Below are 26,663 nucleotides of genomic sequence, written 5' to 3' on the forward strand. Positions count from 1 at the left end.
GGGCGGACCCAGACGATGCCGCTGGCGGTCTACCTCGCCCTGGAGAGCGACCCCGAGGCGGCGATCGCGCTGTCGCTGGTGCTGCTCGTGGTGTCCGTGGTCATCCTCGCGGTGCTGCGTGACCGGTGGCTGCGGGCGGGGAGCACGGCGTGAGCGTGGATTCACGTGAAACCTCCGCCGCCCTCGAGGTCGACGGGGTGGTCGAGCGCGGCGGCTTCCGGCTGGCCGTCTCGGCCACGGTCGAGCCGGGGGAGGTGCTCGGCGTCCTGGGCCCCAACGGTGCCGGCAAGTCGACGCTGCTGCGGGCCCTCGCCGGGCTGACCGTGCTGGCCGCCGGGACGATCCGCCTCGGCGGCACGCTGCTCGACGGCGAGCACCTGTTCGTCCCACCGGAGCAGCGGCCGGTCGGGCTGGTGTTCCAGAGCTACCGGCTCTTCCCGCACCTGAGCGTGCTGGACAACGTGGCGTTCGCGCCGCGGTCCCGGGGCCTGGGCCGGCGCCGGTCCCGGGAGGTGGCCCGCGGCTGGCTGGAGCGGCTCGACCTGGCCGAGCTGGCCGACCGGCGGCCCGCGCAGGTGTCCGGTGGGCAGGCGCAGCGCGTCGCCCTGGCCCGGGCCCTGGCCGCCGAGCCCGGGCTGCTGCTGCTCGACGAGCCGCTGTCGGCGCTCGACGCCGGCACCCGCCTCGATGTGCGCACCCTGCTGCGCCGGCACCTGGAGTTCTTCGCCGGCCCGGTGCTCGTGGTGACCCACGATCCGCTCGAGGCGATGGTGCTGTGCGACCGGCTGCTGGTCATCGAGGGCGGCCGGGTGGTCCAGCAGGGCACCCCCGCGTCGGTGGCACGGCACCCGGCGACGGAGTACGTCGCGCGCCTGGTCGGACTCAACCTGTATGCAGGGCGGCTCGACCCCGACCGCGGCAGCGTCGCGCTCGACGGTGGTGGGGACCTCGCGGTGACGCCCACCGCCGAGGCGCGGGGCTCGAACCGGGTGCTGGTGGGGCTGCGCCCCTCGGCGATCACGGTGCACACCGTGCGGCCCGAGCACGCCAGCGTGCGCAACGTGTGGGCCGGCACCATCGAGAGCCTGGAGCTGCTCACCGACCGGGTGCGGGTCAACGTCGAGGGCACGCCGTCGGCGCTGGTGGACGTCACGCCCGGGGCCGTGGCCGAGCTCGGGCTCGGGCCGGGGCAGGCCGTGTGGCTGTCGGCCAAGGCGACCGAGACCGACGCCTACCCCGAGTCGGCGAGCACCCGGCATACCGCCGAGGTGTCCTGAGCCTGGCGCCGGTGCGGGGGGTGCGCCGGTGGCTGAAAGCAGGCCTCGCTGTTTGCTCTGGGGGCGTACCGTCAGAGGTGCGGCCGGGTTCCGGCGGCGCGGAGCCGGTCGAGACCGGCGGAAGAAGGTGTCCCGTGGCTTGCACCAGGTTCGTGCCGTGACCTCCACCGCTCCCCGGCCGGGGCGGACCGTGGCCACCGACGAGGTCCTGGCGATGCTCATGCGCGAGGTGCAGCAGGCGCGCCAGGCCTGGGCCGACGAGCGCTGCGAAGCCCGCCACGGCGGGGCGCCCATCGAGTCACCCGCCCGTGTCCGGCTCCTGGCCGCACTCGAGGCGTATGCCGCGGCGCTGGAGTCGCGCCACCTTCCCTTGCCGCCCTCGATCCGGGACGAACTGCGGCTGCGGCGCGGCGTCCGCGGCGACCAGCCCTACCGCGCTCCCTAGGAACCGGGAGTGGCGTCGCCCCCGGGACGGACGAGGCTCGGGTGCGGTGGGCGCAGTGTTGCCAGCGCGGCCGCAGGAGGGTGGCGTCAGGCACGAACGGTGCCACGCCGGGTTCGGCGGGCGTTCAGGCGGAGCTGCGTGATCCGGGCTACCCCGGCGATCGCCACCACCACGCCCCCACCGACGGCCGCGATCAGCAGGGCCATCCCCAGCGGGATGGTGCCGCTCAGACCGAGGAAGTGGACTTCGACCTTCGTCGTGTTCTGCAGCATGAAGGCGATCAGCATGATCAGGAGGACGAGTGCGGCTGCAATGGCCACCCAGACGGCACTCGCTCGAGTGAGCCGAGGGGCACGCGTTTCGGTCCGGGCCTCGTCTCCGGTCGCAGGTGTCTCGGTTGCTCCCTCATCAGCTGGCCCCGGGGGAGGAGTGGCTGCCGCCATGATCTGACCCCTCCTCCCAGCTCCGCGTCCGCAGCGGCGGGACGCTCCCATGGTCATCCCAGGCACCCGTCACCACAAGAACCGAGCGGTGATGGGACCTCCCGCTGCAGGTCGCTGCTGCCAGGGACACGAAAGAGGCCCCTCTCCGCTGTGGGGAAGGGCCTCTGTCCTGGGGTGGAGGCGAGGGGACTCGAACCCCTAACCCCCTGCTTGCAAAGCAGGTGCGCTACCAATTGCGCCACGCCCCCGAGGGGTTGTCTTCAGTTGTGGATGAGCCTGTGGAAAAGCCTGTTCACAACGTCCCAGGCTGGTCGGTCGCCTCGGCCCACAGCTCCTGCTCGGCCTTCTGGGCCTTGAGCTTCTTCTGGATCGCCAGGGCGCCGAAGACGGTGGCCAGCAGCAGCAGGAACTTCTTCACGAGCCGACTCCTCCAGCGGGACCGGGGATGTGATGGTGGGCCTAACAGGACTTGAACCTGTGGCCTCTTCCTTATCAGGGAAGCGCTCTAACCGACTGAGCTATAGGCCCCTACTCATCCACACTGCAGGCTCGGCGGGAGCCCGCCGGGGCCTTGCGACGCCCGAGATTACCCCACCGGCCCCGCCTCGACCAAAACGGATCCCGCCCGCGCGCCTCACCGGCCGGCGAACCCGATGGTGGCAGCGATGGTGGTGGCGAAGGCGCCGTGATCGCGCCACTCCGGCCACCACCATCCACCCCACCACCACCTGTGGATAACTCAACCCGGCGGACGTCCCAGGACGCCGCCCAGGCCACCCGCCCACACGCCCCAACCACAACGGCCGGTATGCCGTGCGCACGGGTCCGTGCGCGGCATACCGGCCGCCGTGGCGAGCCCGGTGGGCTCAGTCGTCGGTGAGGGTGAGCTGCAGGCCACCCACGAGCGCCGAGCAGACGTTGTAGAGGAACGCGCCCAGCGTGGCGATCGCGGTCATCAGCACCACGTCGATGACGCCGATGACGATCGACAGGGAGACCACCCGGCCGAAGCCGATGTAGTCCATGAGGTCGAACTTCGTGCCACCGCTGGTGCCGAGGACGCTCTCCACGGTGCGGTTGACGTCGGAGAAGACGCCCATGCCCGACAGGATCAGCCACAGGGTCGCCATGAGCACGACGCCGGCGATGCCGACGGCGACCGACAGCAGGAACGACATCTTCATGACCGACCACGGGTCGACCCGCGAGACGGTGAGCTTGACCCGCCGCGCGGCGGCCGGGCGGGCAGCCTCGCTCCCGGTCGCCGTAGCGCCGGCCGGGCGCGAGCCGCCCGGCAGCGCCGAGGTGCTCATGCCCTCGGTCGGACGGTCAGCGGACCGCTCCGCCGGGCGGTTCGGCGATCCCGCCGGCTTGCTCACGTCGGGGCGCGTCGCCGCGCCGGACTGACCTGCGGTGCTCACTCCTGACCTCCTGTGTCGCCGTCCACGTCGTCACCCGACGTTACGGCATCGGGCGCCGCGCTGCCCCCGTCCGCGCCGGACGTCTCGACATCCGTCGCACCGTCCTTGGCCGCAGCACCGACCACGGTCCCGGGGGCGGAGGCCTCCACGGCGTCGGCGACCTCCTCGACCTCGGCCTCGCTGGCGCGTTCGGCGTTGCGGGCCACGGCCACGATGGCATCACCCTTGTCGGGGGTGGCGAACTTCACGCCCTGGGTGTTGCGGCGGGTGCGGTGCACCTCGTCGACGCGGGAGCGGACGATCTTGCCCTTCTCCATGACGACCATGACCTCGTCGTCCTCGTCCACGGTCAGCGCGCCGACCAGGTCGCCGCCGCGCTCGGAGATCTTGGCGACCAGCACCCCGAGGGTGGCGCGCCCCTTGACCGGGTAGTCCGAGGCGGGCGTGCGCTTGGCCAGGCCGTTCTCGAAGACCACGAACACGTCCGGGTCGGTGCCCTCCTCGATGACGCTCATCGACAGCAGGTAGTCACCGTCGCGGAACTTCATGCCGGTGACGCCGCTGGTGGGGCGGCCCATCGGCCGCAGCGCGTCGTCGCTGGCGTGGAAGCGGACCGACTGGCCCTTGACCGAGACCAGCAGCAGGTCGTCCACCGCCGAGGCCACGCCCGCGCCGACGAGCTCATCGCCGTCGCGCAGGTTGACCGCGATGAGGCCGCCGGAGCGGTTGGAGTCGTACTCCGACAGGCGGGTCTTCTTCACCAGGCCGTTGCGGGTGGCCAGGACCAGGTAGGGGTCGCTGGTGTAGTCGCGCAGGTCCAGGACCTGGGCGATCTGCTCCCCGGGCTGGAAGGCCATGAGGTTGGCGACGTGCTGGCCCTTGGACTCGCGGCCGCCCTCGGGCAGCTCGTAGGCCTTGGCGCGGTAGACCCGGCCCAGGTTGGTGAAGAACAGCAACCAGTGGTGCGTGGTCGTGGTGAAGAAGTGCTCCACGATGTCGTCGCCGCGCAGCGTCGCGCCGCGCACGCCCTTGCCGCCGCGCTTCTGCGAGCGGTAGAGGTCGACCTTGGTCCGCTTGGCGTAGCCGCCCCGGGTGATCGTGACGACCACGTCCTCCTCGGGGATGAGGTCCTCCATCGACATGTCGCCGTCGAAGGGCACGACCTTGGTGCGCCGCTCGTCGCCGTACTTGTCGACGATCTCGGTCAGCTCCTCGCTGACGATGTCGCGCTGGCGCTGCGGGGAGTCCAGGATCGCCTTGAACTCGGCGATCATCGCTTCGAGCTCGTCGTGGCGGTCGATAAGCTTCTGCCGCTCCAGGGCCGCCAGGCGACGCAGCTGCATGTTGAGGATCGCCATGGCCTGAAGCTCGTCGATGCCGAGCAGCTCGATCAGGCCGTCGCGGGCGGTCTCGACCGTCTGCGAGGCGCGGATGAGGGCGATCACCTCGTCGAGGGCGTCCAGGGCCTTGAGCAGGCCGCGCAGGATGTGCGCCTCCTCCTCGGCCTTGCGCAGCCGGAAGGTCGTGCGCCGCACGATGACGTCCATCTGGTGGTCCACCCAGTGCCGGATGAACGCGTCCAGCGGCAGGGTGCGCGGCACGCCGTCGACCAGGGCCAGCATGTTGGCGCCGAACGTCGTCTGCAGCTGGGTGTGCTTGTAGAGGTTGTTCAGCACGACCTTGGCGACGGCGTCACGCTTGAGCACGATGACCAGGCGCTGGCCGGTGCGGCCGGACGTCTCGTCGCGGATGTCGGCGATGCCGGCCAGGCGGCCGTCCTTGACCAGCTCGGCGATCTTCTCGGCGAGGGTGTCGGGGTTGACCTGGTAGGGCAGCTCGGTGACCACCAGGCACTGGCGGTTCTGGATCTCCTCGACCTCGACCACGGAGCGCATGACGATCGAGCCGCGGCCGGTGCGGTAGGCCTCCTCGATCCCCTTGCGGCCCATGATCAGCGCGCCGGTGGGGAAGTCCGGGCCCTGGATCGTGGTGAGCAGGTGGTTGAGCAGCTCCTCGCGGGAGGCCTCGGCGTTGCGCAGGTACCACTGCACGCCCTCGGCGACCTCGCGCAGGTTGTGCGGCGGGATCTGGGTGGCCATGCCGACCGCGATACCGGCGGAGCCGTTGACCAGCAGGTTCGGGAACCGGCTGGGCAGGACCTCCGGCTCCATCGTCTTGCCGTCGTAGTTGGGCTTGAAGTCGACCGTCTCCTGGTCGATGTCACGCACCATCTCCATCGACATCGGCGCCATGCGGCACTCGGTGTACCGCGGGGCGGCGGCCGGGTCGTTGCCGGGGGAGCCGAAGTTGCCCTGCCCGTCGACGAGCGGGTAGCGCAGCGACCAGTCCTGCACCAGGCGCACGAGGGCGTCGTAGATCGCCGAGTCGCCGTGCGGGTGGTACTGACCCATGACGTCACCGACGACACGGCTGCACTTGTTGTAGCCACGGTCGGGCCGGTATCCCCCGTCGTACATCGCGTAGAGCACGCGGCGGTGCACCGGCTTCAGGCCGTCGCGGACGTCCGGCAGCGCGCGGCTCACGATGACGCTCATGGCGTACTCGATGTAGCTGCGCTGCATCTCCAGGTTGAGGTCGACCGGTTCGGTCCGGTCGGTCTCGAAAGTCGGCGGCTGCTCAGTCACAGTCCAAATCCCTTATCTGTCATGGCAATTCAAAGACGGTGGGTATGACGTGTGGTCGCCGGCGGCGCGCTGCGCCGCCGGCGGTGCCGCGTCAGATGTCGAGGAAGCGCACGTCCTTGGCGTTGCGCTGGATGAAGCCGCGCCGGCTCTCGACGTCCTCGCCCATGAGGATCGCGAAGATCTCGTCGGCTGCGGCGGCGTCATCGAGCGTGACCTGGAGCAGGACCCGGTGGTCGGGGTCCATCGTGGTCTCCCACAGCTCGTTGTAGTCCATCTCGCCCAGACCCTTGTAACGCTGGATCCCGTTGTCCTTGGGCAGGCGCCAGCCCTGGGCCTGACCGGCGGCGACCATGGCGTCGCGCTCCCGGTCGGAGTAGGCGAACTCGTGGGCGTGGTTGCTCCACTTCAGGCGGTACAGCGGCGGCTGGGCCAGGTAGACGTAGCCGGCCTCGATCAGCGGGCGCATGAAGCGGAACAGCAGCGTCAGCAGCAGGGTGCGGATGTGCATGCCGTCGACGTCGGCGTCGGCCATGAGCACGATCTTGTGGTAGCGCGCCTTGGTGATGTCGAAGTCCTCGCCGATGCCGGTGCCGAAGCCGGAGATCAGCGCCTGGACCTCGTTGTTGGCGAGCACCTTGTCGATGCGGGCCTTCTCGACGTTGAGGATCTTGCCGCGGATCGGCAGGATCGCCTGGGTCTGCGGGTTGCGCCCGCGCACCGCCGACCCGCCTGCGGAGTCACCCTCGACGATGAACACCTCGGAGATCGTCGGGTCGTTGCTCTGGCAGTCGCGCAGCTTGCCGGGCAGGCCGCCGGACTCCAGCAGGCCCTTGCGGCGCGTGGCCTCGCGGGCCTTGCGGGCGGCCATGCGCGCGGCCGCGGCCTGGATCGACTTGCGGACGATGTCCTTGCCCTCGCCGGGGTGGGCCTCCAGCCAGTGGCCGAACTCGTCGGTCATGGCGCGCTGCACGAAGCCCTTGACCTCGGAGTTGCCGAGCTTGGTCTTGGTCTGGCCCTCGAACTGCGGCTCGCCGAGCTTGACCGAGATGACCGCGGTCAGGCCCTCGCGGATGTCGTCGCCGGTGAGGTTGTCGTCCTTGTCCTTGAGGAGGTTCTGCTTGCGGGCGAAGTCGTTGATGAGCTTGGTCATCGCCGCCCGGAACCCCTCCTCGTGGGTGCCGCCCTCGTGGGTGTTGATGGTGTTGGCGTAGGTGTGCACCGACTCCGAGTAGGCGTTGGTCCACTGCATCGCCAGCTCGAGGGAGAGCTGGCGCTCCTCGTCCTCGACCTCGATCGAGATGACGTCGGGGTGCACCGTCTCGGAGCGCTTGGACGCGTTCAGGTGGTTGACGTAGTCGATCAGGCCGCCGTCGTAGCGGTAGGAGATCGTGCGAGCCTTGGGCTCCTCGGAGGCCGCGCTGCCCTCGTCGAGCTCCTCGGCCTCCACCGCCTCGGCCGCCCGGGGGCGCTCGTCGGTCAGCGTGATGGTCAGGCCCTTGTTGAGGAAGGCCATCTGCTGGAAGCGGGCCCGGATCGTCTCGAAGTCATAGGTGGTGGACTCGAAGATGTCCCCGTCAGCCCAGAACGTGATGGTGGTGCCGGTGCTGTCGGTCTCCTCCATCTTCTGCAGCGGGGCGGTCCGCTCGCCGTGGTCGAAGCTCATCCGCCACGCGTGGCCGAGCTGGCGGACCTCGGCGTCGAGCCGGGTCGAGAGCGCGTTGACGACCGAGGACCCGACGCCGTGCAGGCCGCCGGACACCTTGTAACCCCCGCCGCCGAACTTGCCACCGGCGTGCAGCTGGGTCAGCACGAGCTCGACGGTGGAGACGCCGTACTGCTCGTTCATGCCGGTGGGGATGCCACGGCCGTTGTCGACCACCCGCACGCCACCGTCGGCCAGGAGGGTCACCTCGATCCGGTCCGCGTGCCCGGCCAGGGCCTCGTCGACCGCGTTGTCGACGATCTCCCAGACGAGGTGGTGCAGGCCCCGCTCACCGGTGGAGCCGATGTACATGCCCGGGCGCTTGCGCACGGCCTCGAGTCCCTCGAGCACGGTGATCGCGCTGGCGTCGTAGGCGGGACTGGCAGGAGATGCGGCCGCGGGGACGGCGACCAGGTCCGGGGTGGGCTCGTTCGGGATGTTGTCGGGGCTGACCTCGGACACAGTGCTCCTTCGTGGCAGTCAGACACAGGCCCGGCGCTGCAGGGGCAGGCGCGGGCACGGGAAGCGGCCCGCGGCGCAGACGGGTGACCGGAATCCCGGTCGTGACCTGCGCTCGCGACAGCCGCCGATTGCTGATCATTCTACCGGTCGATGACGACAAACCCCCGCTCAGGAGGCCCGGAGAGGCCCATGTCGGCCGAAAAAACCCCGGTTTCCTAATCCCCCCACGCGCCCGGCCCCGTCAGGGCGCGAGAACCGGCGTCCAGAGGCGGCCACCCGCCGGCCCGTCGATGGCTCAGCCGTAGGTGTCGCGCGGCCCCGGACCCTGGGCCCGGCGGGGCCCGCGGGACCAGCTCGGCGCGCTGGGGCCGAGCACCTGCAGCTCGGTCACCGAGCCCGCGCCGACCTCGGCCTCCAGCCGGGTGAGCAGCGAGGAGGACATCAGCCGCATCTGCGTGGCCCACGCCGTGGAGTCGGCCCGCACGGTGAGCACACCGTCCTCGAAGGTCACCGGCGTGACGTGCGCCGCGACGTCGGGGCCGACGATGGCCGCCCAGCGGCCCATGACCGAGCCGACCGCGACGTCGACGTTCCACCCGCGGTCCAGCAGCAGCCGCTCCATCTGGTCCCCGAGCAGGGCGGGGTCGCGGTAGCCGTCGCGGTTGTCCCGGGTGACCCGCTGCCGGCGGGCGTCCCGGTCGCGCCGGGTCGGCGCGCGCCCTGGCCGGAGTCCCTTGGCGCGAGCCGCCTCCCGGGCCCGGGCCAGCGCGGAGGCCGCCGCGGTGTCCGGAGCGTCCTCGGCCTGCGCCCCGGGCGTCGGCTCGGGCAGCTCCTCAGGTGACACGGGAGACCTCACCCAGCGTCACGCGATACGTGCTACCGGCCAGGGAGGTCGGCACGTCCTCGGCCACGGCGGCGGTGATGAGCACCTGCTCGCAGTCGGCGACCAGCGCGGCGAGCCGCTCGCGCCGCCCGGCATCAAGCTCGGCGAAGACGTCGTCGAGGATGAGCACCGGGTCCTGGCCGAGGTCGTGCCGCAAGAGCTGGTATGCCGCGAGCCGCAGTCCCAGCGCGAAGGACCACGACTCCCCGTGGCTGGCGTAGCCCTTCGCCGGCAGCTGGCCCAGGGTGAGCAGCACGTCGTCGCGGTGCGGGCCGACCAAGGAGACCCCGCGCTCGACCTCCTGGGGCCGGGCCTCGGCGAGGGCGGCGAGCAGCTCCTCGTGCAGCTCCTCCAGCGTGGGCACGGTGCCAGCAGCGATCGCCGTGGCCATCGGCTCTCGCACCGAGGACTTGTAGGACACGCTTGCATCCGACTGACCCGCACTGACCTCGTCGTAGGCCTTGGCCAGGTAGGGGCCGAGGTCGTGCAACAGCCGCAGGCGGGCGTAGAGCAGCGAGGCACCGACCCGCGCGAGCTGGCCGTTCCACACGTCGAGGGTGTGCAGGGCGCTGGCCCGGGCGTCCTCCACCGGCTCGTCGCCGGGCCGGGGCCGGCGGCCGGATCCCTTGCGCAGCACCGGTGCTGCCGACTTCAGCAGGGCGTTGCGCTGCTTGAGCACCTTGTCGTAGTCGGCGCGGACGCCGGCCCACCGGGGCTGGCGCGCGACCAGCAGCTCGTCGAGGAACCGGCGCCGCTCGGAGGGGTCGCCCTTGACGAGGGCGAGGTCCTCGGGGGCGAACAGCACCGTGCGCAGCGTGCCGAGCACCTCGCGGGGGCGCGCCACCGGCGAGCGGTTGAGCCGCGCCCGGTTGGCCCGGCCCGGCGTGATCTCCAGCTCGACCATGGTCTCGCGGCCGTCGCGGACGACGGCGCCGCGGATCACGGCCTGGCCGGCCCCGGCGCGGACCAGCGGCGCGTCGGTCGCCACCCGGTGGCTGCCCAGGGTCGCGAGGTAGCCCACGGCCTCGACCAGGTTGGTCTTGCCCTGCCCGTTGAGCCCGACCAGCGTCGTGATGCCGGGGGACAGCGGCAGCTCGGCCGCCGCATAGCTGCGGAAGTCGGCGACGGACAGGTGGCGCAGGTGCACGGAGGCGACCCCGGGACAGCCGGCCGGCGTCAGTCGGTCGAGCCGGAGCCCGAGCTCGGACCGGCGTCGGCGGCGCGGGTGGCGTGGCCGCCGAACTGGTTGCGCAGCGCGGAGACCGCCTTCATCGCGGGGGAGTCGTCCTGGCGGGAGGCGAAGCGGGCGAACAGCGCGGCGGAGATGACCGGCATCGGCACGGCGTTGGCGATGCCCTCCTCGACGGTCCAGCGACCCTCGCCGGAGTCCTCGGTGTAGCCGCTGATCTTCGCCAGGCCGGGGTCCTCCTCGAGGGCCTTGACCAGCAGGTCCAGCAGCCAGGAGCGGACGACGGTGCCGCGGGTCCATGCCTTGAAGCTGCCGTGCACGTCGGTGACGATGTCCTTGGCGGCGAGCAGCTCATAGCCCTCGGCGTAGGCCTGCATCAGGCCGTACTCGATGCCGTTGTGCACCATCTTGGCGTAGTGGCCCGCGCCGACCGCGCCGGCGTGGACGAAGCCCTCCTCGCGCGGGCCCTCCGGGCGCAGCGCGTCGAAGATCGGCATGGCGCGCTCGACGTGCTCGGCGTCACCGCCGACCATCAGGCCGTAGCCGTTCTCCAGGCCCCAGACGCCGCCGCTGACGCCGCAGTCGAGGTAGCCAATTCCCTTGGCAGCCAACGTCTCTGCGTTGACGGCGTCGTCGGTGAAGCGGCTGTTGCCACCATCGATGACGAGGTCGCCCTCGTCGAGGATCTCCCCGAGCTCGGCCACCGTCGCGCGGGTCGCCTCACCGGCGGGGACCATGACCCACACCGTGCGCGGCGCCGGCAGCGCCTCGACCATGGCCTTGAGGCTGTCGACGTCGCTGACCTCGGGGTTGCGGTCGAAACCGACCACCTCGTGCCCGGCGCGGCGGATGCGCTCGCGCATGTTGCCGCCCATCTTGCCGAGGCCGATGAGTCCGAGGTGCATGGCTTACCCCTTCGAGGTGTGTGGAGACGTTGCGTCGGGGCCAGCCGGTGGGCAGGCCCCAAGGGGTCAGGCTACGTCCCGGCCGCCTCAGCTGGCGAAGCGGACCGGCATCAGCACGTAGCGGTAGGACTCGTCCGGCTCGCCATCGAGCTTGTCCTGCCCGGACAGCACCGCCGGCCGGCTCGCCTGGGTGAAGGAGAGCCGCGAGTATGCCGTGCCGACGACACCGAGGCCGTCGAGCAGGAACTGCGGGTTGAAGGCGATCTCGATGTCCGGCCCGGTCAGGGCGCACTCGATCGCCTCGCTGGCCTGGGCGTCATCACCGGTGCCGGCCTCGATGGCGAGCTGGCCGTCGCTGAACCGCAGCCGGACCGGGGTGTTGCGCTCGGCCACGAGCGAGACGCGCTTGACCGCCTCGACCAGGGCCGCGGTCTCCACGACGGCCTCGGTGTCGACCGTGGTCGGGAAGATCGAGGTGACCTTGGGGTACTCACCGTCGAGGAGACGGGTGGTGGTGCGGCGCTGGCCGGCCTCGAAGCCGATCAGGCCCTCGCCGGCGGCGGCCGTGCCGAACGCGACCTCGATCGAGCCCGAGGCGCCGAGCGCCTTGGCCGTGTCGGACAGCGTGCGGGCCGGGACCAGCGCCACGTGGTGGGCGTCGGTGCGCTCGGGGTTCCACTGCAGCTCGCGCATCGCGAGGCGGTAGCGGTCGGTGGCCAGCAGGGTCACCCGGTCGCCCTCGATCTCGACACGGACGCCGGTGAGGATCGGCAGGGTGTCGCCGCGGTCGGCGGCGATGCTCACCTGCGCAACGGCCTGGGTGAAGGCGTCGCCGGGGATGGTGCCGCTCGGGGCGGGGGAGGCCGGCAGCGTCGGGTAGTCGTCGGCCGGCATCATCAGCAGGCTGAACCTGCTGGACCCACAGGTCACCTGGACCTTGTTGCCGTCGGTGCTGACGTCGATCGGGCGGGCCGGCAGGTTGCGGGAGATGTCCGCGAGCAGGCGACCGAGCACCAGGACCGTGCCGGGCTCGGAGACCTCGGCCGGGACGGTGACGCGTGCGGACACCTCGTAGTCGAAGGCCGACAGCGTCAAGGTGCCCTCGGCGCTGGCCTCGAGGAGCACGCCGGCGAGGACCGGGACCGGGGGGCGTGTTGGCAGACCCCGCGCCGCCCACGTGACCGCCTCGGCGAGAACGTCGCGCTCGACCCTGAACTTCACCAGTACCCGCCCTTTCGCAGACCAACGACTCACAAGAGTGCGTGCTGACACTAGTGCCCGCCACCGACTTGGGAAAACCAAGTCATGCAGTTCCGTGAACCCACAGCCGTGCACAGGCTTGGTACTCGGGGCGGGATGAGTGGATGGGATGTCTCATCACTGTCTTAGGGGCTGTGGACAGTGTGGACAGCGGCCAACCGGGCTGGTCACCGCCGCGGCGGCCGTGTGCAGGAGCTGTGGACGCGGGTCGGGGACAACCAGGTCCGCCTGTGGACGGAAAATCTGTGTCCACAGGCTCTCCACCGGTGCCCAGGAGCTGTCCACAGGCAGGGGATGGACGTGCACCGGTTGTCCACGGGTCTGTCCACATGTGTGTGGGCGTGGAGAACGCCCGTGGTTATCCACAGGCTTGTGCACATGTGTGGACTAGAACTACGTCATTTGTGCGAGACGTCGGGTCACAGTGAGGTCACGCCCACCGCACAAGGTGTGGAGAACCTTGTGGACGAGCCATCGGCCGGAACGTCCCCGAAACTCGTCCGAAAATGTCTAGCATGGGCACCCAGGTGACCGCGGTTGGCGCGAACGGGGGTGCAGGGGTGGACACAGCGGCCGGTACCGCGGTGGTGATCGAGGACGACGAGGACATCCGGGCCCTGGTCCAGGCCGTGCTCGAGCAGCGGGGCCTGCAGGTCTTCTCGGCCTCGTCCGGCGCCGAGGGGCTCGAGCTGGTCCGTGAACGTCAACCCGTCCTCGTGACCCTGGACCTCGGCCTGCCCGACATCGACGGCTTCGAGGTCTGCCGCCGGATCCGGTCGATGAGCGACGCCTACGTCATCATGCTCTCGGCCCGTGCTGACGAGGTGGACCAGCTGGTCGGCCTGGAGATCGGCGCAGACGACTACATCACCAAGCCGTTCAGCCCCCGTGACCTGCGTGCCCGGGTCGGTGCCATGTTGCGCCGACCGCGCGGTGGTGCCCCTGCCGCCGCCGGCGCCGCCGTGGAGCCGCCGGCCCCCGAGGAGGCCGCGGCCACCGCCGGGGTGGTGCCTCCGGAGGAGTCCGCCCACCGGTTGACCGTTGACGTCGAGAGCCGGGTCGCCGTGCTCGACGGCGAGGAGCTCACCCTCACGCGCACCGAGTTCGACCTGCTCGCGGCCCTGTTCGGGCAGCCGCGGCGGGTGTGGACCCGGGAGGCCCTGCTGCGCACGGTGTGGAAGACGGAGTGGGTCAAGGACACCCACCTGGTCGAGGTCCATGTGGGCAACCTGCGCCGCAAGCTCGGTGACGAGGAGTGGATCCGCACCGTCTGGGGAGTCGGCTACCGCTTCGGCCAGCCCGAGCTCGCCGAGATGGCCGCTCGTCGCAACACCTGACACCTCAGCAGCTCACGCTGGATGACTGGCTGGCGGTCGCAGACCAGGACGTCGAGCTGGTGACCGCCACGGTGACCGACGCGGAGTGGTTCTTGTCCGGCGTCGCCGGCACGGAGTTGTCGGTGTAGGAGCTCTGGTTGGTCCCCGACTGCCTCTGAGACCCGTCCACGGTGATCGCAACGGTGTAGGCGTTGAGGAAGCCGGCCGTGGAACTGGTGGTGTCGGCCATCGAGGGCCAGCTCCACACGATGGAGAGCTTGGCCCTGCCGTTCCCGCTGCAGCTCAGGGAGATGGTCGGTGTCGGCAGCACGATCGAGTTGCTGGATGCGGCTGTTGTGGCGCCCACCGAGGAGCTGAACCCTCCGAAGGCTGCGGTGGTCCCGAGGGCGATCGACAGACACGCCACAACCCCGGCGGCGGTCAGCCGGCGGAAGTGGCGTCGCGGGTCCATCGGGACCTCCTGTCGCGGTGTCGGTCCTCGGGTCAGTTCGGCTGGTGGGCGAGGTGGTCCTGGAGGGACCGTGAGGCGGTGGGGGCAAGGCGGCGCAGGGCGGTGAAGGCGGCGGAGGCCGAGACCCCGTCCTCCTCGAGCAGTGCTGCCTCGAGGGCGGCGGCCGCGTCCGCGAAGTCGGTCAGGCCGATCATCGCGCTGGTGACCTGAAGGCTGAGGGCACACTCCCGGGCGGCGGAGAACTGGCCCTTGTCGAGGGCGAGCTCGACGCGGTCGAGCCGCGCCTGCAGCAGGTCGTTCCACCGGGTCAGGAAGTCGCGCACGCACACCGGGTCGTCCACCTCCTCGGTGAGCGAGGCAAGGGCCTCTTCGTCGAGCGTGCCCGGGGTTGGCTGCTCGACGGGCGCCTCGCCGGACCGCTCGTCGCCGGTGCCGCCCCTGCGCCAGATGCCGGCCAGCAGGAACACGGCCAGCGCTGCCGGGCCGACGTAGAGGAAGACGGTACGCAACCCCGTGCCGCGCAGGGCCTGGATCGCAGCCCCGAGGTGAGGCACCACGGCGACGACCCGCCATACCTGCCGATCGGTGATCACCGCGGTCCACGGATCGACCCCGGTGTTGTGGTCACCCTTGGTCTGGATCTGGACGGTGCCGTTGGCCTGGCGCTTCACCGCGACGACCCGGTGGCTGACGTCCCGGTGGTCATCGACGGGGATCTGGTAGGTGATCACCTGACCGACGGCGAGCTGGCTGATCGGCTCGGGGACGGCCACGGTGACGTCCCCCGGGTTGATCCCGGGGGCCATGCTGCCGGTGAGCATCGTCATCGTCCGGTAGCCGAACACGTGCGGGCCGACGGCCAGGCCCGCGAAGAGCGTCACCACGAGGACGAGCACGAGGTTGCCGAGGAGGCGGACCGCCCGGCGCGCGGCGCGGTGGGGGCGTCTGGCGCGCGCCGGGGCGGTCCGCTGGGGTGCTGTCCCGACCGACGAGGCGTGGGCGCGCATCCGGGCGACGGACCGGGGGCGGGTCGTGAGTCGCATCGGGTGCCTTCCTTCCGTGTCTCGTCTGAGGTGGTCGGTCCAGCAGGGTGGGCGTGGTGCCCGCCGCAGGGGGGGACTCGCGGGCACCACGCGACTTGGGGTCAGTGGGCCGCAGCGTTCCGCTGGGTGCCCGTGAAGGAGAAGCTGAGGGTGCTGCTCTTGCCCTGGAAGGTGTTGTCCGCCGTGCTCGGCAGCGTCAGGGTCACCCGCAGGTTGTCCGAGCTGCCGTTCGTCAGGGACGCGAGGTTGCTCAGGGTGCGGTTGCTGCCGACGACGGCCGTGCTGGCCAGGACGCTGGTCGTGGTGCCACCGCAGGTGTAGACGTAGGCGGGGGAGGTCCCGGTCTCGCTCCATGCCTGCGAGCACTTGTCGATGACCATCTGGAGGCCGTTGGTGGCGTCGGTGTCCAGCAGGCTCGAGGGGGTGGCCGTCGTGGTCAACGTGACGCCGGCCAGGTCCTGGTTGCCACTGGCATTGCTCAGGGTGATCGTGCGCTGAACGGTGTCGCCGGGGACCAGGCCGCTCGCGGCGACCGAGAGGCGGTTGCCTGACGTGCCGGCCGAGCCGAGCGCGATGGCGACCGTGCCGGAGGCGACGGCCTGGTTGGCGCTGGTCGTGGAGGTGAAGGAGCCGAACGTGCCGAGGCCGGCGATCGTCGCGGCCGCCCCGAGGACGACGGTGGAGGCGAGGACCTTCCCGCCGGTGCTGGTGAGGCTGAGTCGCATTGCTGTCTCCGACCTGGCTCGGTGAGGGCGCTGCCCTCCGGGACCGTGTTGTCCCGACACCGAGAACACTGGCGACCGGATCTCAAGCGCCCAGCAGGCAAACCCGCAAGGACCCCCCAAGACCCGCCGTTATCCCTCAAGGAAGCCTCAAGGAACCCGTATGCCGTGCTCCGCCGCCGTGGGCGACGCCCCTGACCGGGGAAGCCCGGGACATGCGAAAGGCCCTCCTCGGAGGGCCTTTCATGGGGTGACCGGGGTTCAGCGCGACTGGGAGCGGATCCGGTTGGTCAGCTCGGTGACCTGGTTGTAGATCGAGCGCCGCTCGGCCATCAGCTCGCGGATCTTCTTGTCCGCGTGCATCACCGTGGTGTGGTCCCGGCCGCCGAACTGCTGGCCGATCTTGGGCAGGGAAAGCTCGGTGAGCTCGCGGCACAGGTACATCGCGATCTGCCGGGCGTTGACCAGGACACGGGAACGCGAGGTGCTGCACAGGTCCTCGATGGTCAGCCCGAAGTAGGCGGCTGTCTGGGCCATGATCGTGGCCGAGGTGATCTGGCTGCCCTGGTCGTTGGGGATGAGGTCCTTGAGCACGATCTCGGCCAGCCCGAGGTCGACCATCTGCCGGTTGAGGCTGGCGAACGCGGTGACCCGGATGAGGGCGCCCTCGAGCTCGCGGATGTTGGTCGAGATCTTGCTGGCGATGAACTCGAGCACGTCGTCCGGGGCGTTCATCCGCTCCTGGATCGCCTTCTTCCGCAGGATCGCGATGCGGGTCTCGAGGTCGGGCGGCTGCACGTCGGTCAGCAGGCCCCACTCGAACCGGCTGCGCATGCGCTCCTCGAAGCCGGCGAGCAGCTTCGGGGGCAGGTCGCTGGTGATGACGACCTGCTTGTTGGCGTTGTGCAGGGTGTTGAACGTGTGGAAGAACTCCTCCTGGGTCTGGACCTTGCCCTGGAGGAACTGGATGTCGTCGATCAGCAGCACGTCGACCTCGCGGTAGCGGCTCTGGAACGCCGAGGCCTTGTCGTCGCGGATGCTGTTGATGAAGTCGTTGGTGAACTCCTCGGAGTTCACGTAGCGCACGCGCACGTGCGGGTAGAGGTTGCGGGCGTAGTGCCCGATGGCGTGCAGCAGGTGGGTCTTGCCCAGCCCGGACTCGCCGTAGACGAACAGCGGGTTGTACGCCTTGGCCGGGGCCTCGGCCACCGCGACGGCGGCAGCGTGGGCGAACCGGTTGCTCGCTCCGATGACGAAGGTGTCGAAGGTGTACTTCGGGTTCAGCCGCGCCGCGTCGATCTCGGCCTGCTCGCGCTCCTGGGCGCTGCGCTGGCGGCCCGGCCCGGACGAGCCGCCGGGCGGGGCGAAGGGCAGGGCCACGCCACCGGAGGGAAGCTCGTCGACCACGTCGTCGTCGTGCTCGTCCTCGAGCGGGGCGTCCGCGGGGACCTCCGCGAGCTGCGGGTCGACCGTGACCGCGATCCGGATCTCACGACCGAGCTGGTCGGACAGTGCCTGGGAGACCTGCTCGCGGGCCTTGGTCTCGACGATGTCCTTGGTGAAGTCGTTGGGCACGGCCAGCAGGGCGGTCTGGTCGAGCAGGCCGACGAACTTGGCCAGGCGGAGGAACGCGCGCTGCTGGGCGGTGATCCCTGCGGCATCCAGGGCGATGAGCGTGTCCTGCCAGACGTGTCCGAAGTCGACATGCGCGTCGGTCACGTGAGCCCGTCCCTGTGGTGAGATGCCTGATTCGTCCCGGTTGGGAGTCCCCCGATGATAGTCCGTCCACACCTTTGTCCACAGTCTGTGAATATCGGTACGGGGCCGGCGCGAGGCGCGACGCTAACAAGGCGGCCGAGCCAGCAGCAAGCCGAATGGGAAAATCGTGGTGCGATCTTCGCCAGCCTCTGGACGTGTCCCGGCGTGTCGTCCTGTCGGGGACGTGGGCGTGCCCGTCATGGCGGGTTCCCGAGCCGATGTGCCCACGGTGGCGTACGCTCTGCTGGTTTGACCCTCGGTGGACCGCTCCCGTACCGTGGACGCGGCCGTGTATGTCGGCCGTTTTCGCATGCCCGTGACCCTCTCAGGACCGCGCGGGCTTCCGATTGCGGCTGATCACCGCAGTCATCCACCCGATCAGACCATCGTCTGTGCAGCAACGGAGAGTCTCGTGAGCAAGCGCACCTTCCAGCCGAACAACCGCCGCCGGGCCAAGACCCACGGCTTCCGCCTGCGGATGCGCACCCGCGCCGGCCGCGCCATCCTGGCCGCCCGTCGCCGCAAGGGCCGTTCCGAGCTGTCCGCCTGAGGCCCGGGGCGTGCTGCCGGCGCGTCATCGGCTGCGTGAGAGCGCCGATTTCAGCGTCGCGGTGCGCGGGCCCCGAGCGGGCACCCGACTCATCGTGGTGCATGCCAACACAACCGACGCGCGAGCGGGTCTCCCGCCGCGGGTCGGTTTTGTTGTGTCCAAGGCGGTCGGTGGAGCGGTCGTGCGCAACCGCACCAAGCGCGTGCTGCGCCACCTCATGACCGCCCGCACCGCCCTGCTGCCGCAGGGCGCCGACATCGTGGTCCGGGCCAACCCGGCAGCTGCCGGCGCCGACGCGGCCACGCTGGCCGCCGACCTGGACCGCGCGCTGCCCACGGTGCTGCGCCGCCTGAAGGCACGGGCCTGAGATGGGCCCCGTCGGCCGGGCCATCGCCCGCCCTGCGATCTGGCTGATCCGGGGATACCAGCTCGTCCTCTCCCCGATGCACCCGCCCAGCTGCCGCTTCTACCCCTCCTGCTCGGCGTACGCCGTGACCGCCATCGAGCGATTCGGGCTCTTCCGCGGCGGCTGGCTCGCGGTGCGACGGCTGCTGCGCTGCCACCCGTGGAACCCCGGCGGGGTCGACCACGTTCCGCAGGACGTGCGGTCCGGCACGCCCCGGCCACGACACCCTTGACCACCTGCGCGTGGTGACCGGCCGGGACACGGCCGACTTCCACCGCCACCCGTGCGAGCCGAGGCTCGCTGCACACAGAGGAACTCATGGACACCTTGCTCGCCCCGCTCGAGATCGCCGTCGCATGGATCATGTACGGCTTCCACCAGGGACTGAGCGCCATCGGGCTGCCCCCTGACTCCGGGTGGACCTGGGCCCTGTCGATCGTCGGGCTGACCGTCGTCATCCGGATCATCCTGATCCCGCTGTTCGTCAAGCAGATCCACGCCTCGCGCCGGATGCAGCTCATCCAGCCCGAGATGCAGAAGATCCAGAAGAAGTACAAGGGCAAGACCGACCCTGAGTCCCGCCAGGCGATGACCCAGGAGACGATGGAGCTGTACAAGCGCACGGGCACCAACCCGTTCAGCTCCTGCCTGCCGATCCTCCTGCAGTCGCCGATCTTCTTCGCCCTGTTCCGCGTGCTGAACAACCTCAGCGCCATCGCGCACGGCACCCACGCGCCGATCGGGCCGATCACTCAGCCGGTGGCCGCCCAGGCGGAGGCGTCCACGATCCTCGGCGCGTCGCTGTCGGACAAGTTCGTCGGCGCACAGACCACCAGCACCCAGATCATCACCGTGGTGCTCATCGTGCTGATGTCCCTCACCACGTTCACCACGCAGCGCCAGCTGATGATGAAGAACATGCCGGCCACGGCGATGGACAACCCCTTCGCCAAGCAGCAGAAGGTCCTGCTCTACCTGATGCCGCTGTTCTTCGCGATCTCCGGTGTCAACTTCCCGATCGGTGTCCTGCTCTACTGGCTCACCACCAACCTGTGGTCGATGGGGCAGCAGTTCTACGTCATTCGCCGCATGCCGGCCCCCGGCTCGCCCGCCGAGAAGGCGCTCGAGGAGCGTCGCCTCAAGAAGGGCCAGGAGCACAAGCGGTTCACCATCCCCGGCCTGCACTCCGAGACCCCCGCGGCTGAGCCCGTGGTGGAGCCGGAGAAGCCCCGCACCGGCCAGCGCCAGCAGCCCAAGCGCAAGAGCCGGCAGAAGCCGAGCACGGCGCAGGGCGACCCCAAGGCCCCGGAGGCCTCGGTCGCCGAGCGGGACGCCTGACGTCCGAGGCCTCGGGCCTCGACCCGCGAGGCTGGCTCCGAGCCATCCTCGCCGCCTTGATCTGACCCACCCGGGGCCCACGACCCCCGATGCAGCGCAGGAGCACACACGATGACCGAGCAGCAGGAAGCCCAGGCGACCACGGAGGTCGCGGCGCCCGCCACGGAGACCGACCGCGTCAAGCAGCTCGAGCGGGAGGGGGAGGTCGCCGCCGACTTCCTCGAGCGCCTGCTCGACATCGCCGACCTCGATGGTGACATCGACGTGGACGTTGATGGCGACCGCGCCGCGGTGGCGATCGTCGACTCGGATGAGGGCCGCGTCCCCCGCCGGCTCGTCGGCCAGGACGGCAAGGTCCTCGACGCCCTGCAGGAGCTGACCCGGCTCGCGGTTCAGGCCCAGACAGGGGAGCGCAGCCGGCTCATGCTCGACGTGGCCGGTTTCCGCGCCGACCGGCGGGCAGCCCTGGTGTCCGTCGCCCGCGAAGCCATCGAAGAGGTCCGCGGCTCCGGTGAGCGCAAGGCGCTCGACGCCATGACCGCGTTCGAGCGCAAGGTCGTGCACGACGAGGTCGTGGCCGCCGGACTGACCTCCGAGTCCGAGGGCGCCGAGCCCAACCGCCACGTCGTGATCCTCCCGGCCTGACCGGAGAGATCCGGCCCCGGCCACCCAGCCCCGGTGCCCCGTTTCACGTGAAACGGGGCACCACGCTTTCCAGAGAGGTTTCGTTCGTGAGCACCGCGACCCCGCCCGCGACCCCTGCCGTTGCAGCCCAGGTCTTCGGAGACCGGCTGCCGCAGGCGGAGGTGTTCACCGCCCTGCTGTCCGACAGCGGGGTCTCGCACGGCCTGGTCGGACCCCGCGAGGTGCCCCGTCTCTGGGAGCGGCACGTCCTCAACTGTGCCGTGGTTCAGGAAGCCATCCCCGCCGGGGTGCGACTGATCGACGTCGGCTCCGGTGCTGGGCTGCCCGGTCTCGCCCTGGCCATCGTCCGCCCCGACCTGGACGTGCACCTCGTCGAGCCGATGCTGCGTCGCACCACCTGGCTCGGTGACGCGGTGCAGGCCATCGGCCTGGACAACGTCACCGTCCACCGCGGCAGGGCCGAGCAGTTCTGGGGCGCCCTCTCGGCCCCGGTGGTGACGGCGCGTGCCGTGGCCCGGCTGGCGGAGCTGGCCCGCTGGTGCCTTCCCCTTCTGGAGCCCGAGGGCACCTTGCTGGCCCTCAAGGGTGAGAGCGCGCCCGAGGAGCTCGCCGAGGACGAGGCGGCCGTGCGTGCCGCCGGCGCCGTCTCGGAGGAGGTGCGCTACTACGGCACGGGGGTGCTGGAGCCCCTGACGACCGTGGTCCACGTCCGGATCGGCGCCACGGTCCCGCGAGGCGTGACAGGGGCCAGCCCCAAGGCGGGCGGTCGGCGCAAGAACCGACGCCGCCGGTAACCGTGTCGCGGTGGCTGCGTGACGGCGGCATGCGGTTGGATGGGGTCAACGGCTGCCACTGGGCGGCCGTTGACGAGGAAGCGGTGACAGGTGAGCACGTCGGAGATGACCCGGTCCGGTCTGGGGTGGCCCGACGGGGAGCGCGAGCCCGACGACAGCCACGGCTTGGGGTGGCCTTCCTCCCACCCCGTTTCACGTGAAACAGAACCTGAGAGCCCGGTGACCACTGCCATGCCTGCCCCCTCTGACGCGCGCGTGCCCGTTTCACGTGAAACGGACGCTGAGACCGATGAGCGCGCCGCCCTCGCTGATGCCATCCCGATGGTCGACGAGGACACGCCTCTGGCCCATCAGGTCGCGATCGACGCGCGGCGGCGGATCTCGCTTGCGGGGAAGAAGTTCCCCAAGCCGTCGACCACGCGGGTGATGACCGTGTCCAACCAGAAGGGTGGCGTCGGCAAGACGACCACCACGGTCAACATCGCGGCTGCCCTGGCCCAGGCCGGGCTGCGGGTGCTGGTCATCGACATCGACCCGCAGGGCAACGCGAGCACCGCTCTGGGCATCGACCACCACGCCGAGGTCCTCAGTGTCTACGACGCCCTCGTCGACAGCACGCCCCTGGCCGACGTGGTGCAGCCCTGCCCCGACGTCAAGAACCTCTTCTGCGCCCCAGCCACCATTGACCTCGCCGGTGCGGAGATCGAGCTCGTCTCCCTCGTCGCCCGCGAGACCCGGCTGCAGAAGTCGATCCGCGCCTACATCAACGCCGCTGAGGAGCGGGGGGAGGAGCGGCTCGACTACGTGCTCATCGACTGCCCGCCGAGCCTGGGCCTGCTGACCGTCAACGCGTTCGTCGCGGCGGACGAGGTCTTCATCCCGATCCAGTGCGAGTACTACGCGCTGGAGGGCCTCTCCCAGCTCCTGAAGAACATCGAGCTGATCAAGAGCCACCTCAACCCGGGCCTGCACGTGTCGACCATCCTGCTCACGATGTATGACGGCCGGACCCGGCTGTCCGCGCAGGTCGCCGACGAGGTGCGGGAGCACTTCCCGCAGCAGACCCTCAAGACCACGGTGCCCCGCTCGGTGCGCATCTCCGAGGCCCCCAGCCACGGAGAGACGGTCATGACCTACGACCCGACCAGCAGTGGAGCACTGTCCTACCTCGAGGCCGCCGGCGAGCTGGCAGACCGCGGGGTCGCCGCCGCCCACTAGGGTGTCCCGGCAGCGTCACCGGAGCGGCGCCGCCGCTTCGTCTATGTGTTGTGGAGAGAGGGCTTGGTTCGATGAGTGAGAAGAGGCGCGCGTTGGGCCGTGGGCTGGGCGCGTTGATTCCCAGCACGCCCGCCGGTGACGGCAACCGCCCGGTGGACGTGTTCTTCAAGGACAACTCCGCCACGGCGACGATCACCATCGACGCCCCCCGTGACCCGGCCGCCGTGGCCGACGAAGGTTTCACGGGAAACGCTGACGGCCCGGCCGGGGGCGACGAGGCCGCCGCCGCAGGTGAGGCGACCACCGATGGTTTCACGGGAAACATCGAGCCCCAGCAGGCCGTGGCCGACGACCTCGCTCCTGTGCCCGGCGCCCGCTTCGCCGAGCTGCCGGTCCGTTCGATCCGCCCCAACCCCAGGCAGCCGCGCCAGGTCTTCGACGAGGAGGACATGGCCGAGCTGGTGCACAGCATCCGAGAGATCGGTGTGCTGCAGCCGGTTGTCGTGCGGGCCATCCCGGCGGAGGAGCAGGCGCTCGACGCCGAGACGGCTCCCGAGGGCAGCATCGCTCCGCAGTTCGAGCTCATCATGGGCGAGCGTCGCTGGCGGGCGACCCAGGAGGCCGGCCTCGAGACGATCCCGGCCATCGTCAAGGACACCAAGGACGACGACCTGCTCCGGGATGCGCTCCTGGAGAACCTGCACCGCAGCCAGCTGAACGCCCTGGAGGAGGCGGCGGCCTACCAGCAGCTGCTCGACGACTTCGGCTGCACGCACGACCAGCTCGCCGGTCGGATTGGGCGCTCCCGCCCGCAGATCTCGAACACCCTGCGCCTGCTCAAGCTCCCGCCGCTGGTCGCCCGACGCGTTGCAGCGGGAGTCCTCAGCGCCGGCCACGCCCGGGCGCTTCTGGCGCTGTCGGACGCGGCGGCCATGGAGCGGCTGGCCCAGCGGATCGTGGCGGAGGGGCTGTCCGTCCGCAACGTCGAGGAGATCGTGGCTCTCGGTGGCGACGAGGCGCCGCGCCCGGCTCGCCGCCCCCGGGCGGGCAACCGGCACCCGCAGCTCGACGACCTCGCGGCTCGGCTCTCTGACCGGTTCGACACCCGCGTGTCCATCGCGCTCGGTCAGCGCAAGGGCAAGCTGACGGTCGAGTTCGCGTCCATGGACGACCTCAACCGGATCATCGACCTGCTCGGGACGCCGGGGGAGGACGTCAGCGAGAGCTGACCCCAGCCCAGAAACGCCGGAGGGCGGTCCCGATGATCGGGACCGCCCTCCGGCGTTTCACGTGGAACCAGACCAGACCTCAGTCGGACTGGGCCCGCCGCACCAGTGCGGCATACGTGGCGGCAGCCTCGAGCCCGGCAGCCTCGAGCGCCATCGGCAGGAGCGAGGTCTCGGTCATCCCCGGCGAGCTGTTGGCTTCGAGGAACCACGGCTTGCCGGACTCGTCGACGATGAGGTCGACCCGCGAGAGGTGGCGGTGGCCGAGCACCGCGTAGACGATGAGTGCCGCCTCGGAGGCCGCAGCGGAGGCCTCGGGGGACAGGCGTGCCGGGGTGAAGAACTCGGTCTCGCCCGCGGTGTAGCGCGCGTCGTAGGAGTAGACACCACTGTCCGGCACGATCTCCACGGCTGGAAGCGCCTGGGGCAGGCCATCGTGGTCCTCCACGATCGACACCGCCACCTCGGTGCCGGACACATAGCGCTCGATGAGGGCGATATCACCGTAGGCATAGGCAGCCACCATCGCCGAAGGAAGCTCCGCGGCCGAGCGGACGATCGTCAGGCCCAGGGCCGATCCTCCGCGGGCGGGCTTCACGGCGAGCGGCAGCCCGAGCGAGCCCACCACGGCGTCCAGCACGCCGGTGCTGCCCAGCTCGCGGAACGTGGCATGGGAGAGGGCGACGCCAGCCGGGGTGGCCACCCCGGCCTGCTCGACCAGCGCCTTGGCCACGGGCTTGTCCCACGTCAGCCGGCACGAGGCGGGACGCGCGCCGACGTAGCGAACACCCAGCGTCTCCAACACGTCTCGCAGGGCACCGTCCTCTCCGGTGGCGCCATGCAGGACGGGCCAGACGACGTCGGGAGCCTGGCTGCGCAGGGTCTCCAGCAGCCCGGAGTCCACGTCGCGGACCTGGGCCTCGCAGCCGGCGCGACCGAGTGCCTCGGCCACGCGGCGGCCCGAGCGCAGGGAGACGTCGCGTTCGTGGCTCAGGCCACCGGCCAGGACGAGCACGTGGCTCATGCAGGGGTCCTCACAGTTGACGGAGCAGGAGCGGGCATCGAGGCTTGGCGATGCCAAGGCGGCGGCCCATATATCACCGGGAGCATCAGGACAGGTCGGGTGAGGGGAACTGCACCCGGGCCGCGGAGGTGTCCGAGGTGACCGATGCGTCATACGGGCCGAAGGTCTCGAGGAGCTCGAGCTCGGCCTGGACGACCCCGGCGAAGCGGCGCACGCCCTCCCGGATCCGGTCCGGGTCGGGGTAGCAGTAGGAGAGTCGAACGTGTTGGTGCCCGGTGCCGTCGGCGAAGAACGCGGTGCCCGGGACATAGGCGACCCGCTCGGTGACGGCACGCGGCAGCATGGCCTTGGCGTTGACGCCCTCGGGCAGGGTCAGCCAGACGTAGAACCCGCCGTCGGGGTGGGTCCAGCGTGCCTGCGGGAGCTGGGCGGTGAGGGCGTCCACCATCGCGTCACGACGCTCCCGGTAGAGCTCGCGGTAGACCTTGATCTGGGCGCGCCAGTCGCTGGTGGCCAGGTAGGTCGAGACCGTCATCTGCGCGTAGGCCGAGGGGCACAGGATCGCCGACTCGCTGGCGAGGACGAGCTTCTCGCGCACCGCGTGGGGGGCCAACGCCCAGCCGACGCGCAGGCCGGGGGCGAAAGTCTTGGAGAAGGAGCCGAGGTAGACCACGCCCTCCTCGGAGGCGGCCCGCATCGCCGGGTAGGGCTCCCGGTCGAACCCGAGCAGCCCGTAGGGGTTGTCCTCGAGCACGAGGATGCCGTGTCGCTGGCAGATGTCGAGCACCTGAGGGCGGCGCTCCAGGGACAGGGTGACGCCGGCGGGGTTGTGGAAGTTCGGCACGGAGTACAGGAACTTGATCCGCCGACCCTGCGCCTGCAGCGCCTGGATCGTCTCCTCGAGGGCGTGGGGGACCAGCCCGTCCGCGTCGCTGGCGACGTGGACCACGTCCGCCTGGTACGCGGAGAACACGCCCAGGGCGCCGACGTAGCTCGGGGCCTCGGCGAGGACGACGTCGCCGGGGTCGATGAAGATGCGCGTCACGAGGTCCAGGGCCTGCTGGGAGCCCGTGGTGACGACGATGTCGTCGGGGTGTGCGGAGATCCCCTCGAGCGCCATGACCTCCAGGATCTGCTCGCGCAGCCGGGGGTCGCCCTGGCCCGAGCCGTACTGCAGCGCGGTCAGGCCCTCGGTGGCCAGCATCCGTTGCACCGTCTCGGCGACGGTGTCCATCGGCAGCGCCGACAAGTAGGGCATGCCACCGGCCAGGGAGACGACCTCAGGCCGGGACGCGACTGCGAACAGGGCGCGGATCTCGGAGGCGGTCATCCCGGCGGTGCGCTGGGCATACGACTGCTTCCAGGGGTCAAGGCGCGAACCCTGCTCGGTCACGTGCGGCCTCCTCACCGTGCGCGCGGAATGCGATCCTCGGGGAAGGACCAGACGGTATTCCGCGCCGTCCGGTCGCGTGGTAGGGAGTCTCCCATGCAGATCGCCACAGGCGAGCGACCGTCTCGC

At 70.6% G+C, this 26,663-nt stretch carries 26 protein-coding genes, 2 tRNA genes and 1 pseudogene; 12 read left to right on the plus strand and 17 right to left on the minus strand.

The genetic code is table 11. From position 1 onward, the window contains the following. Nucleotides 1-218: 218 nt before the first annotated feature. The 3 genes and pseudogenes from FB474_RS21580 to FB474_RS19415 all read left to right on the plus strand — a co-directional run. Nucleotides 219-647 (plus strand): annotated as a pseudogene (locus FB474_RS21580) (ATP-binding cassette domain-containing protein); the annotation flags it as partial. 120 nt (nucleotides 648-767) lie between these two features. Next, nucleotides 768-1,277: a TOBE domain-containing protein gene (locus tag FB474_RS21585; RefSeq protein ID WP_425465326.1), complete on the plus strand. Its 510-nt coding sequence runs from the start codon at nucleotides 768-770 to the stop codon at nucleotides 1,275-1,277. 157 nt (nucleotides 1,278-1,434) lie between these two features. Further along, complete coding sequence (locus tag FB474_RS19415) at nucleotides 1,435-1,722, plus strand: hypothetical protein (protein ID WP_141790531.1); 288 nt, start codon at nucleotides 1,435-1,437, stop codon at nucleotides 1,720-1,722. Between the two features lie 86 nt (nucleotides 1,723-1,808). Here the strand turns inward: FB474_RS19415 and FB474_RS21285 are convergent, their stop codons facing one another. From FB474_RS21285 to dnaN, 11 genes are all read right to left on the minus strand, one after another. Then, nucleotides 1,809-2,042 (minus strand): lipopolysaccharide assembly protein LapA domain-containing protein, encoded by a 234-nt coding sequence (locus FB474_RS21285; RefSeq protein ID WP_246092682.1) that lies wholly within the window; start codon nucleotides 2,040-2,042, stop codon nucleotides 1,809-1,811. A 298-nt stretch (nucleotides 2,043-2,340) separates the two neighbouring features. Next, nucleotides 2,341-2,413, minus strand: a tRNA-Ala gene (locus tag FB474_RS19425). Between the two features lie 44 nt (nucleotides 2,414-2,457). Continuing rightward, complete coding sequence (locus FB474_RS21030; RefSeq protein ID WP_221632705.1) at nucleotides 2,458-2,583, minus strand: DLW-39 family protein; 126 nt, start codon at nucleotides 2,581-2,583, stop codon at nucleotides 2,458-2,460. 33 nt (nucleotides 2,584-2,616) lie between these two features. Then, nucleotides 2,617-2,693: transfer RNA gene (locus tag FB474_RS19430), tRNA-Ile, on the minus strand. A gap of 338 nt (nucleotides 2,694-3,031) precedes the next feature. Next, nucleotides 3,032-3,586 (minus strand): DUF3566 domain-containing protein, encoded by a 555-nt coding sequence (locus FB474_RS19435; protein ID WP_246092684.1) that lies wholly within the window; start codon nucleotides 3,584-3,586, stop codon nucleotides 3,032-3,034. Beyond that, nucleotides 3,583-6,231 carry a DNA gyrase subunit A gene (gyrA, locus tag FB474_RS19440; protein WP_425465324.1) on the minus strand — a complete coding sequence of 883 codons (2,649 nt, stop codon included), beginning with the start codon at nucleotides 6,229-6,231 and terminating at the stop codon, nucleotides 3,583-3,585. Before gyrA ends, FB474_RS19435 begins: the two co-directional genes overlap by 4 nt. Before the next feature lie 91 nt (nucleotides 6,232-6,322). Continuing rightward, a complete protein-coding gene (gyrB, locus tag FB474_RS19445; RefSeq protein ID WP_246092763.1) occupies nucleotides 6,323-8,347 on the minus strand; it encodes a DNA topoisomerase (ATP-hydrolyzing) subunit B in 2,025 nt (674 codons plus the stop codon). Between the two features lie 343 nt (nucleotides 8,348-8,690). After that, a complete protein-coding gene (locus FB474_RS19450) occupies nucleotides 8,691-9,239 on the minus strand; it encodes a DciA family protein (protein ID WP_246092686.1) in 549 nt (182 codons plus the stop codon). After that, nucleotides 9,229-10,425: a DNA replication/repair protein RecF gene (gene recF, locus FB474_RS19455; RefSeq protein WP_141790535.1), complete on the minus strand. Its 1,197-nt coding sequence runs from the start codon at nucleotides 10,423-10,425 to the stop codon at nucleotides 9,229-9,231. The genes FB474_RS19450 and recF overlap by 11 nt, the downstream gene beginning before the upstream one ends. A 29-nt stretch (nucleotides 10,426-10,454) precedes the next feature. Continuing rightward, nucleotides 10,455-11,372: a phosphogluconate dehydrogenase (NAD(+)-dependent, decarboxylating) gene (gene gnd, locus FB474_RS19460; RefSeq protein WP_141790536.1), complete on the minus strand. Its 918-nt coding sequence runs from the start codon at nucleotides 11,370-11,372 to the stop codon at nucleotides 10,455-10,457. Between the two features lie 87 nt (nucleotides 11,373-11,459). Next, complete coding sequence (dnaN, locus tag FB474_RS19465) at nucleotides 11,460-12,593, minus strand: DNA polymerase III subunit beta (RefSeq protein ID WP_141790537.1); 1,134 nt, start codon at nucleotides 12,591-12,593, stop codon at nucleotides 11,460-11,462. 599 nt (nucleotides 12,594-13,192) lie between these two features. Between dnaN and FB474_RS19470 the strand changes: the two genes are divergently transcribed. Further along, nucleotides 13,193-13,969: a response regulator transcription factor gene (locus tag FB474_RS19470; RefSeq protein WP_246092691.1), complete on the plus strand. Its 777-nt coding sequence runs from the start codon at nucleotides 13,193-13,195 to the stop codon at nucleotides 13,967-13,969. A 4-nt stretch (nucleotides 13,970-13,973) separates the two neighbouring features. On the opposite strand, the gene FB474_RS19475 is transcribed toward FB474_RS19470, so the two are convergent. The 4 genes from FB474_RS19475 to dnaA all read right to left on the minus strand — a co-directional run bounded on the left by FB474_RS19475 (nucleotide 13,974) and on the right by dnaA (nucleotide 17,904). Then, nucleotides 13,974-14,420: a hypothetical protein gene (locus tag FB474_RS19475; RefSeq protein ID WP_141790539.1), complete on the minus strand. Its 447-nt coding sequence runs from the start codon at nucleotides 14,418-14,420 to the stop codon at nucleotides 13,974-13,976. Nucleotides 14,421-14,452: 32 nt separating this feature from the next. After that, entirely contained in the window at nucleotides 14,453-15,463 is a 1,011-nt protein-coding gene (locus FB474_RS19480; RefSeq protein ID WP_141790540.1) for a signal peptidase I, read from the minus strand. 101 nt (nucleotides 15,464-15,564) lie between these two features. Beyond that, entirely contained in the window at nucleotides 15,565-16,188 is a 624-nt protein-coding gene (locus FB474_RS19485) for a TasA family protein (protein WP_141790541.1), read from the minus strand. A 258-nt stretch (nucleotides 16,189-16,446) separates the two neighbouring features. After that, nucleotides 16,447-17,904 (minus strand): chromosomal replication initiator protein DnaA, encoded by a 1,458-nt coding sequence (dnaA, locus tag FB474_RS19490; RefSeq protein ID WP_141790542.1) that lies wholly within the window; start codon nucleotides 17,902-17,904, stop codon nucleotides 16,447-16,449. Nucleotides 17,905-18,355: 451 nt separating this feature from the next. On the opposite strand from dnaA, the gene rpmH reads away from it, so the two are divergent. From rpmH to FB474_RS19530, 8 genes are all read left to right on the plus strand, one after another. Then, a complete protein-coding gene (gene rpmH, locus FB474_RS19495) occupies nucleotides 18,356-18,493 on the plus strand; it encodes a 50S ribosomal protein L34 (protein WP_013885212.1) in 138 nt (45 codons plus the stop codon). Between the two features lie 10 nt (nucleotides 18,494-18,503). After that, a complete protein-coding gene (gene rnpA, locus FB474_RS19500) occupies nucleotides 18,504-18,860 on the plus strand; it encodes a ribonuclease P protein component (RefSeq protein WP_141790543.1) in 357 nt (118 codons plus the stop codon). 1 nt (nucleotide 18,861) lies between these two features. Then, on the plus strand, nucleotides 18,862-19,131 hold the full coding sequence (gene yidD, locus FB474_RS19505) for a membrane protein insertion efficiency factor YidD (protein ID WP_141790544.1): 270 nt from the start codon (nucleotides 18,862-18,864) through the stop codon (nucleotides 19,129-19,131). Nucleotides 19,132-19,217: 86 nt separating this feature from the next. Next, nucleotides 19,218-20,237, plus strand: coding sequence for a membrane protein insertase YidC (gene yidC / locus FB474_RS19510; RefSeq protein WP_141790545.1), 1,020 nt, complete (start codon nucleotides 19,218-19,220; stop codon nucleotides 20,235-20,237). A gap of 111 nt (nucleotides 20,238-20,348) precedes the next feature. Next, nucleotides 20,349-20,882: a Jag family protein gene (locus FB474_RS19515; protein ID WP_141790546.1), complete on the plus strand. Its 534-nt coding sequence runs from the start codon at nucleotides 20,349-20,351 to the stop codon at nucleotides 20,880-20,882. A gap of 86 nt (nucleotides 20,883-20,968) precedes the next feature. Beyond that, complete coding sequence (gene rsmG, locus FB474_RS19520; protein ID WP_141790547.1) at nucleotides 20,969-21,676, plus strand: 16S rRNA (guanine(527)-N(7))-methyltransferase RsmG; 708 nt, start codon at nucleotides 20,969-20,971, stop codon at nucleotides 21,674-21,676. 231 nt (nucleotides 21,677-21,907) lie between these two features. Continuing rightward, nucleotides 21,908-22,894, plus strand: coding sequence for a ParA family protein (locus tag FB474_RS19525; protein ID WP_246092694.1), 987 nt, complete (start codon nucleotides 21,908-21,910; stop codon nucleotides 22,892-22,894). A gap of 71 nt (nucleotides 22,895-22,965) precedes the next feature. Further along, entirely contained in the window at nucleotides 22,966-24,123 is a 1,158-nt protein-coding gene (locus FB474_RS19530) for a ParB/RepB/Spo0J family partition protein (RefSeq protein WP_141790549.1), read from the plus strand. A 79-nt stretch (nucleotides 24,124-24,202) separates the two neighbouring features. Here FB474_RS19530 and FB474_RS19535 read toward each other — a convergent pair whose 3' ends face one another. Further along, nucleotides 24,203-25,144, minus strand: a complete 942-nt coding sequence (locus FB474_RS19535) for a D-alanine--D-alanine ligase family protein (RefSeq protein WP_141790550.1) — start codon at nucleotides 25,142-25,144, stop codon at nucleotides 24,203-24,205. An 85-nt stretch (nucleotides 25,145-25,229) separates the two neighbouring features. Beyond that, nucleotides 25,230-26,474, minus strand: coding sequence for an aminotransferase-like domain-containing protein (locus FB474_RS19540; RefSeq protein ID WP_141790694.1), 1,245 nt, complete (start codon nucleotides 26,472-26,474; stop codon nucleotides 25,230-25,232). Nucleotides 26,475-26,663 lie beyond the last annotated feature (189 nt).

Source organism: Oryzihumus leptocrescens, from assembly GCF_006716205.1.
GTDB lineage: Bacteria > Actinomycetota > Actinomycetes > Actinomycetales > Dermatophilaceae > Oryzihumus > Oryzihumus leptocrescens.

What these genes read in the sequence shown, in the direction of transcription:
- FB474_RS21585 (WP_425465326.1), top strand. Translation starts at nt 768, where the DNA reads ATGGTGCTGTGCGACCGGCTGCTGGTCATCGAGGGCGGCCGGGTGGTC.
- gnd (WP_141790536.1), bottom strand. Translation starts at nt 11,372, where the DNA reads ATGCACCTCGGACTCATCGGCCTCGGCAAGATGGGCGGCAACATGCGC.
- FB474_RS19475 (WP_141790539.1), bottom strand. Translation starts at nt 14,420, where the DNA reads ATGGACCCGCGACGCCACTTCCGCCGGCTGACCGCCGCCGGGGTTGTG.
- FB474_RS19480 (WP_141790540.1), bottom strand. Translation starts at nt 15,463, where the DNA reads ATGCGACTCACGACCCGCCCCCGGTCCGTCGCCCGGATGCGCGCCCAC.
- FB474_RS19485 (WP_141790541.1), bottom strand. Translation starts at nt 16,188, where the DNA reads ATGCGACTCAGCCTCACCAGCACCGGCGGGAAGGTCCTCGCCTCCACC.
- yidD (WP_141790544.1), top strand. Translation starts at nt 18,862, where the DNA reads ATGGGCCCCGTCGGCCGGGCCATCGCCCGCCCTGCGATCTGGCTGATC.
- yidC (WP_141790545.1), top strand. Translation starts at nt 19,218, where the DNA reads ATGGACACCTTGCTCGCCCCGCTCGAGATCGCCGTCGCATGGATCATG.
- FB474_RS19515 (WP_141790546.1), top strand. Translation starts at nt 20,349, where the DNA reads ATGACCGAGCAGCAGGAAGCCCAGGCGACCACGGAGGTCGCGGCGCCC.
- FB474_RS19525 (WP_246092694.1), top strand. Translation starts at nt 21,908, where the DNA reads ATGCCTGCCCCCTCTGACGCGCGCGTGCCCGTTTCACGTGAAACGGAC.
- FB474_RS19530 (WP_141790549.1), top strand. Translation starts at nt 22,966, where the DNA reads ATGAGTGAGAAGAGGCGCGCGTTGGGCCGTGGGCTGGGCGCGTTGATT.
- FB474_RS19535 (WP_141790550.1), bottom strand. Translation starts at nt 25,144, where the DNA reads ATGAGCCACGTGCTCGTCCTGGCCGGTGGCCTGAGCCACGAACGCGAC.
- FB474_RS19540 (WP_141790694.1), bottom strand. Translation starts at nt 26,474, where the DNA reads ATGACCGCCTCCGAGATCCGCGCCCTGTTCGCAGTCGCGTCCCGGCCT.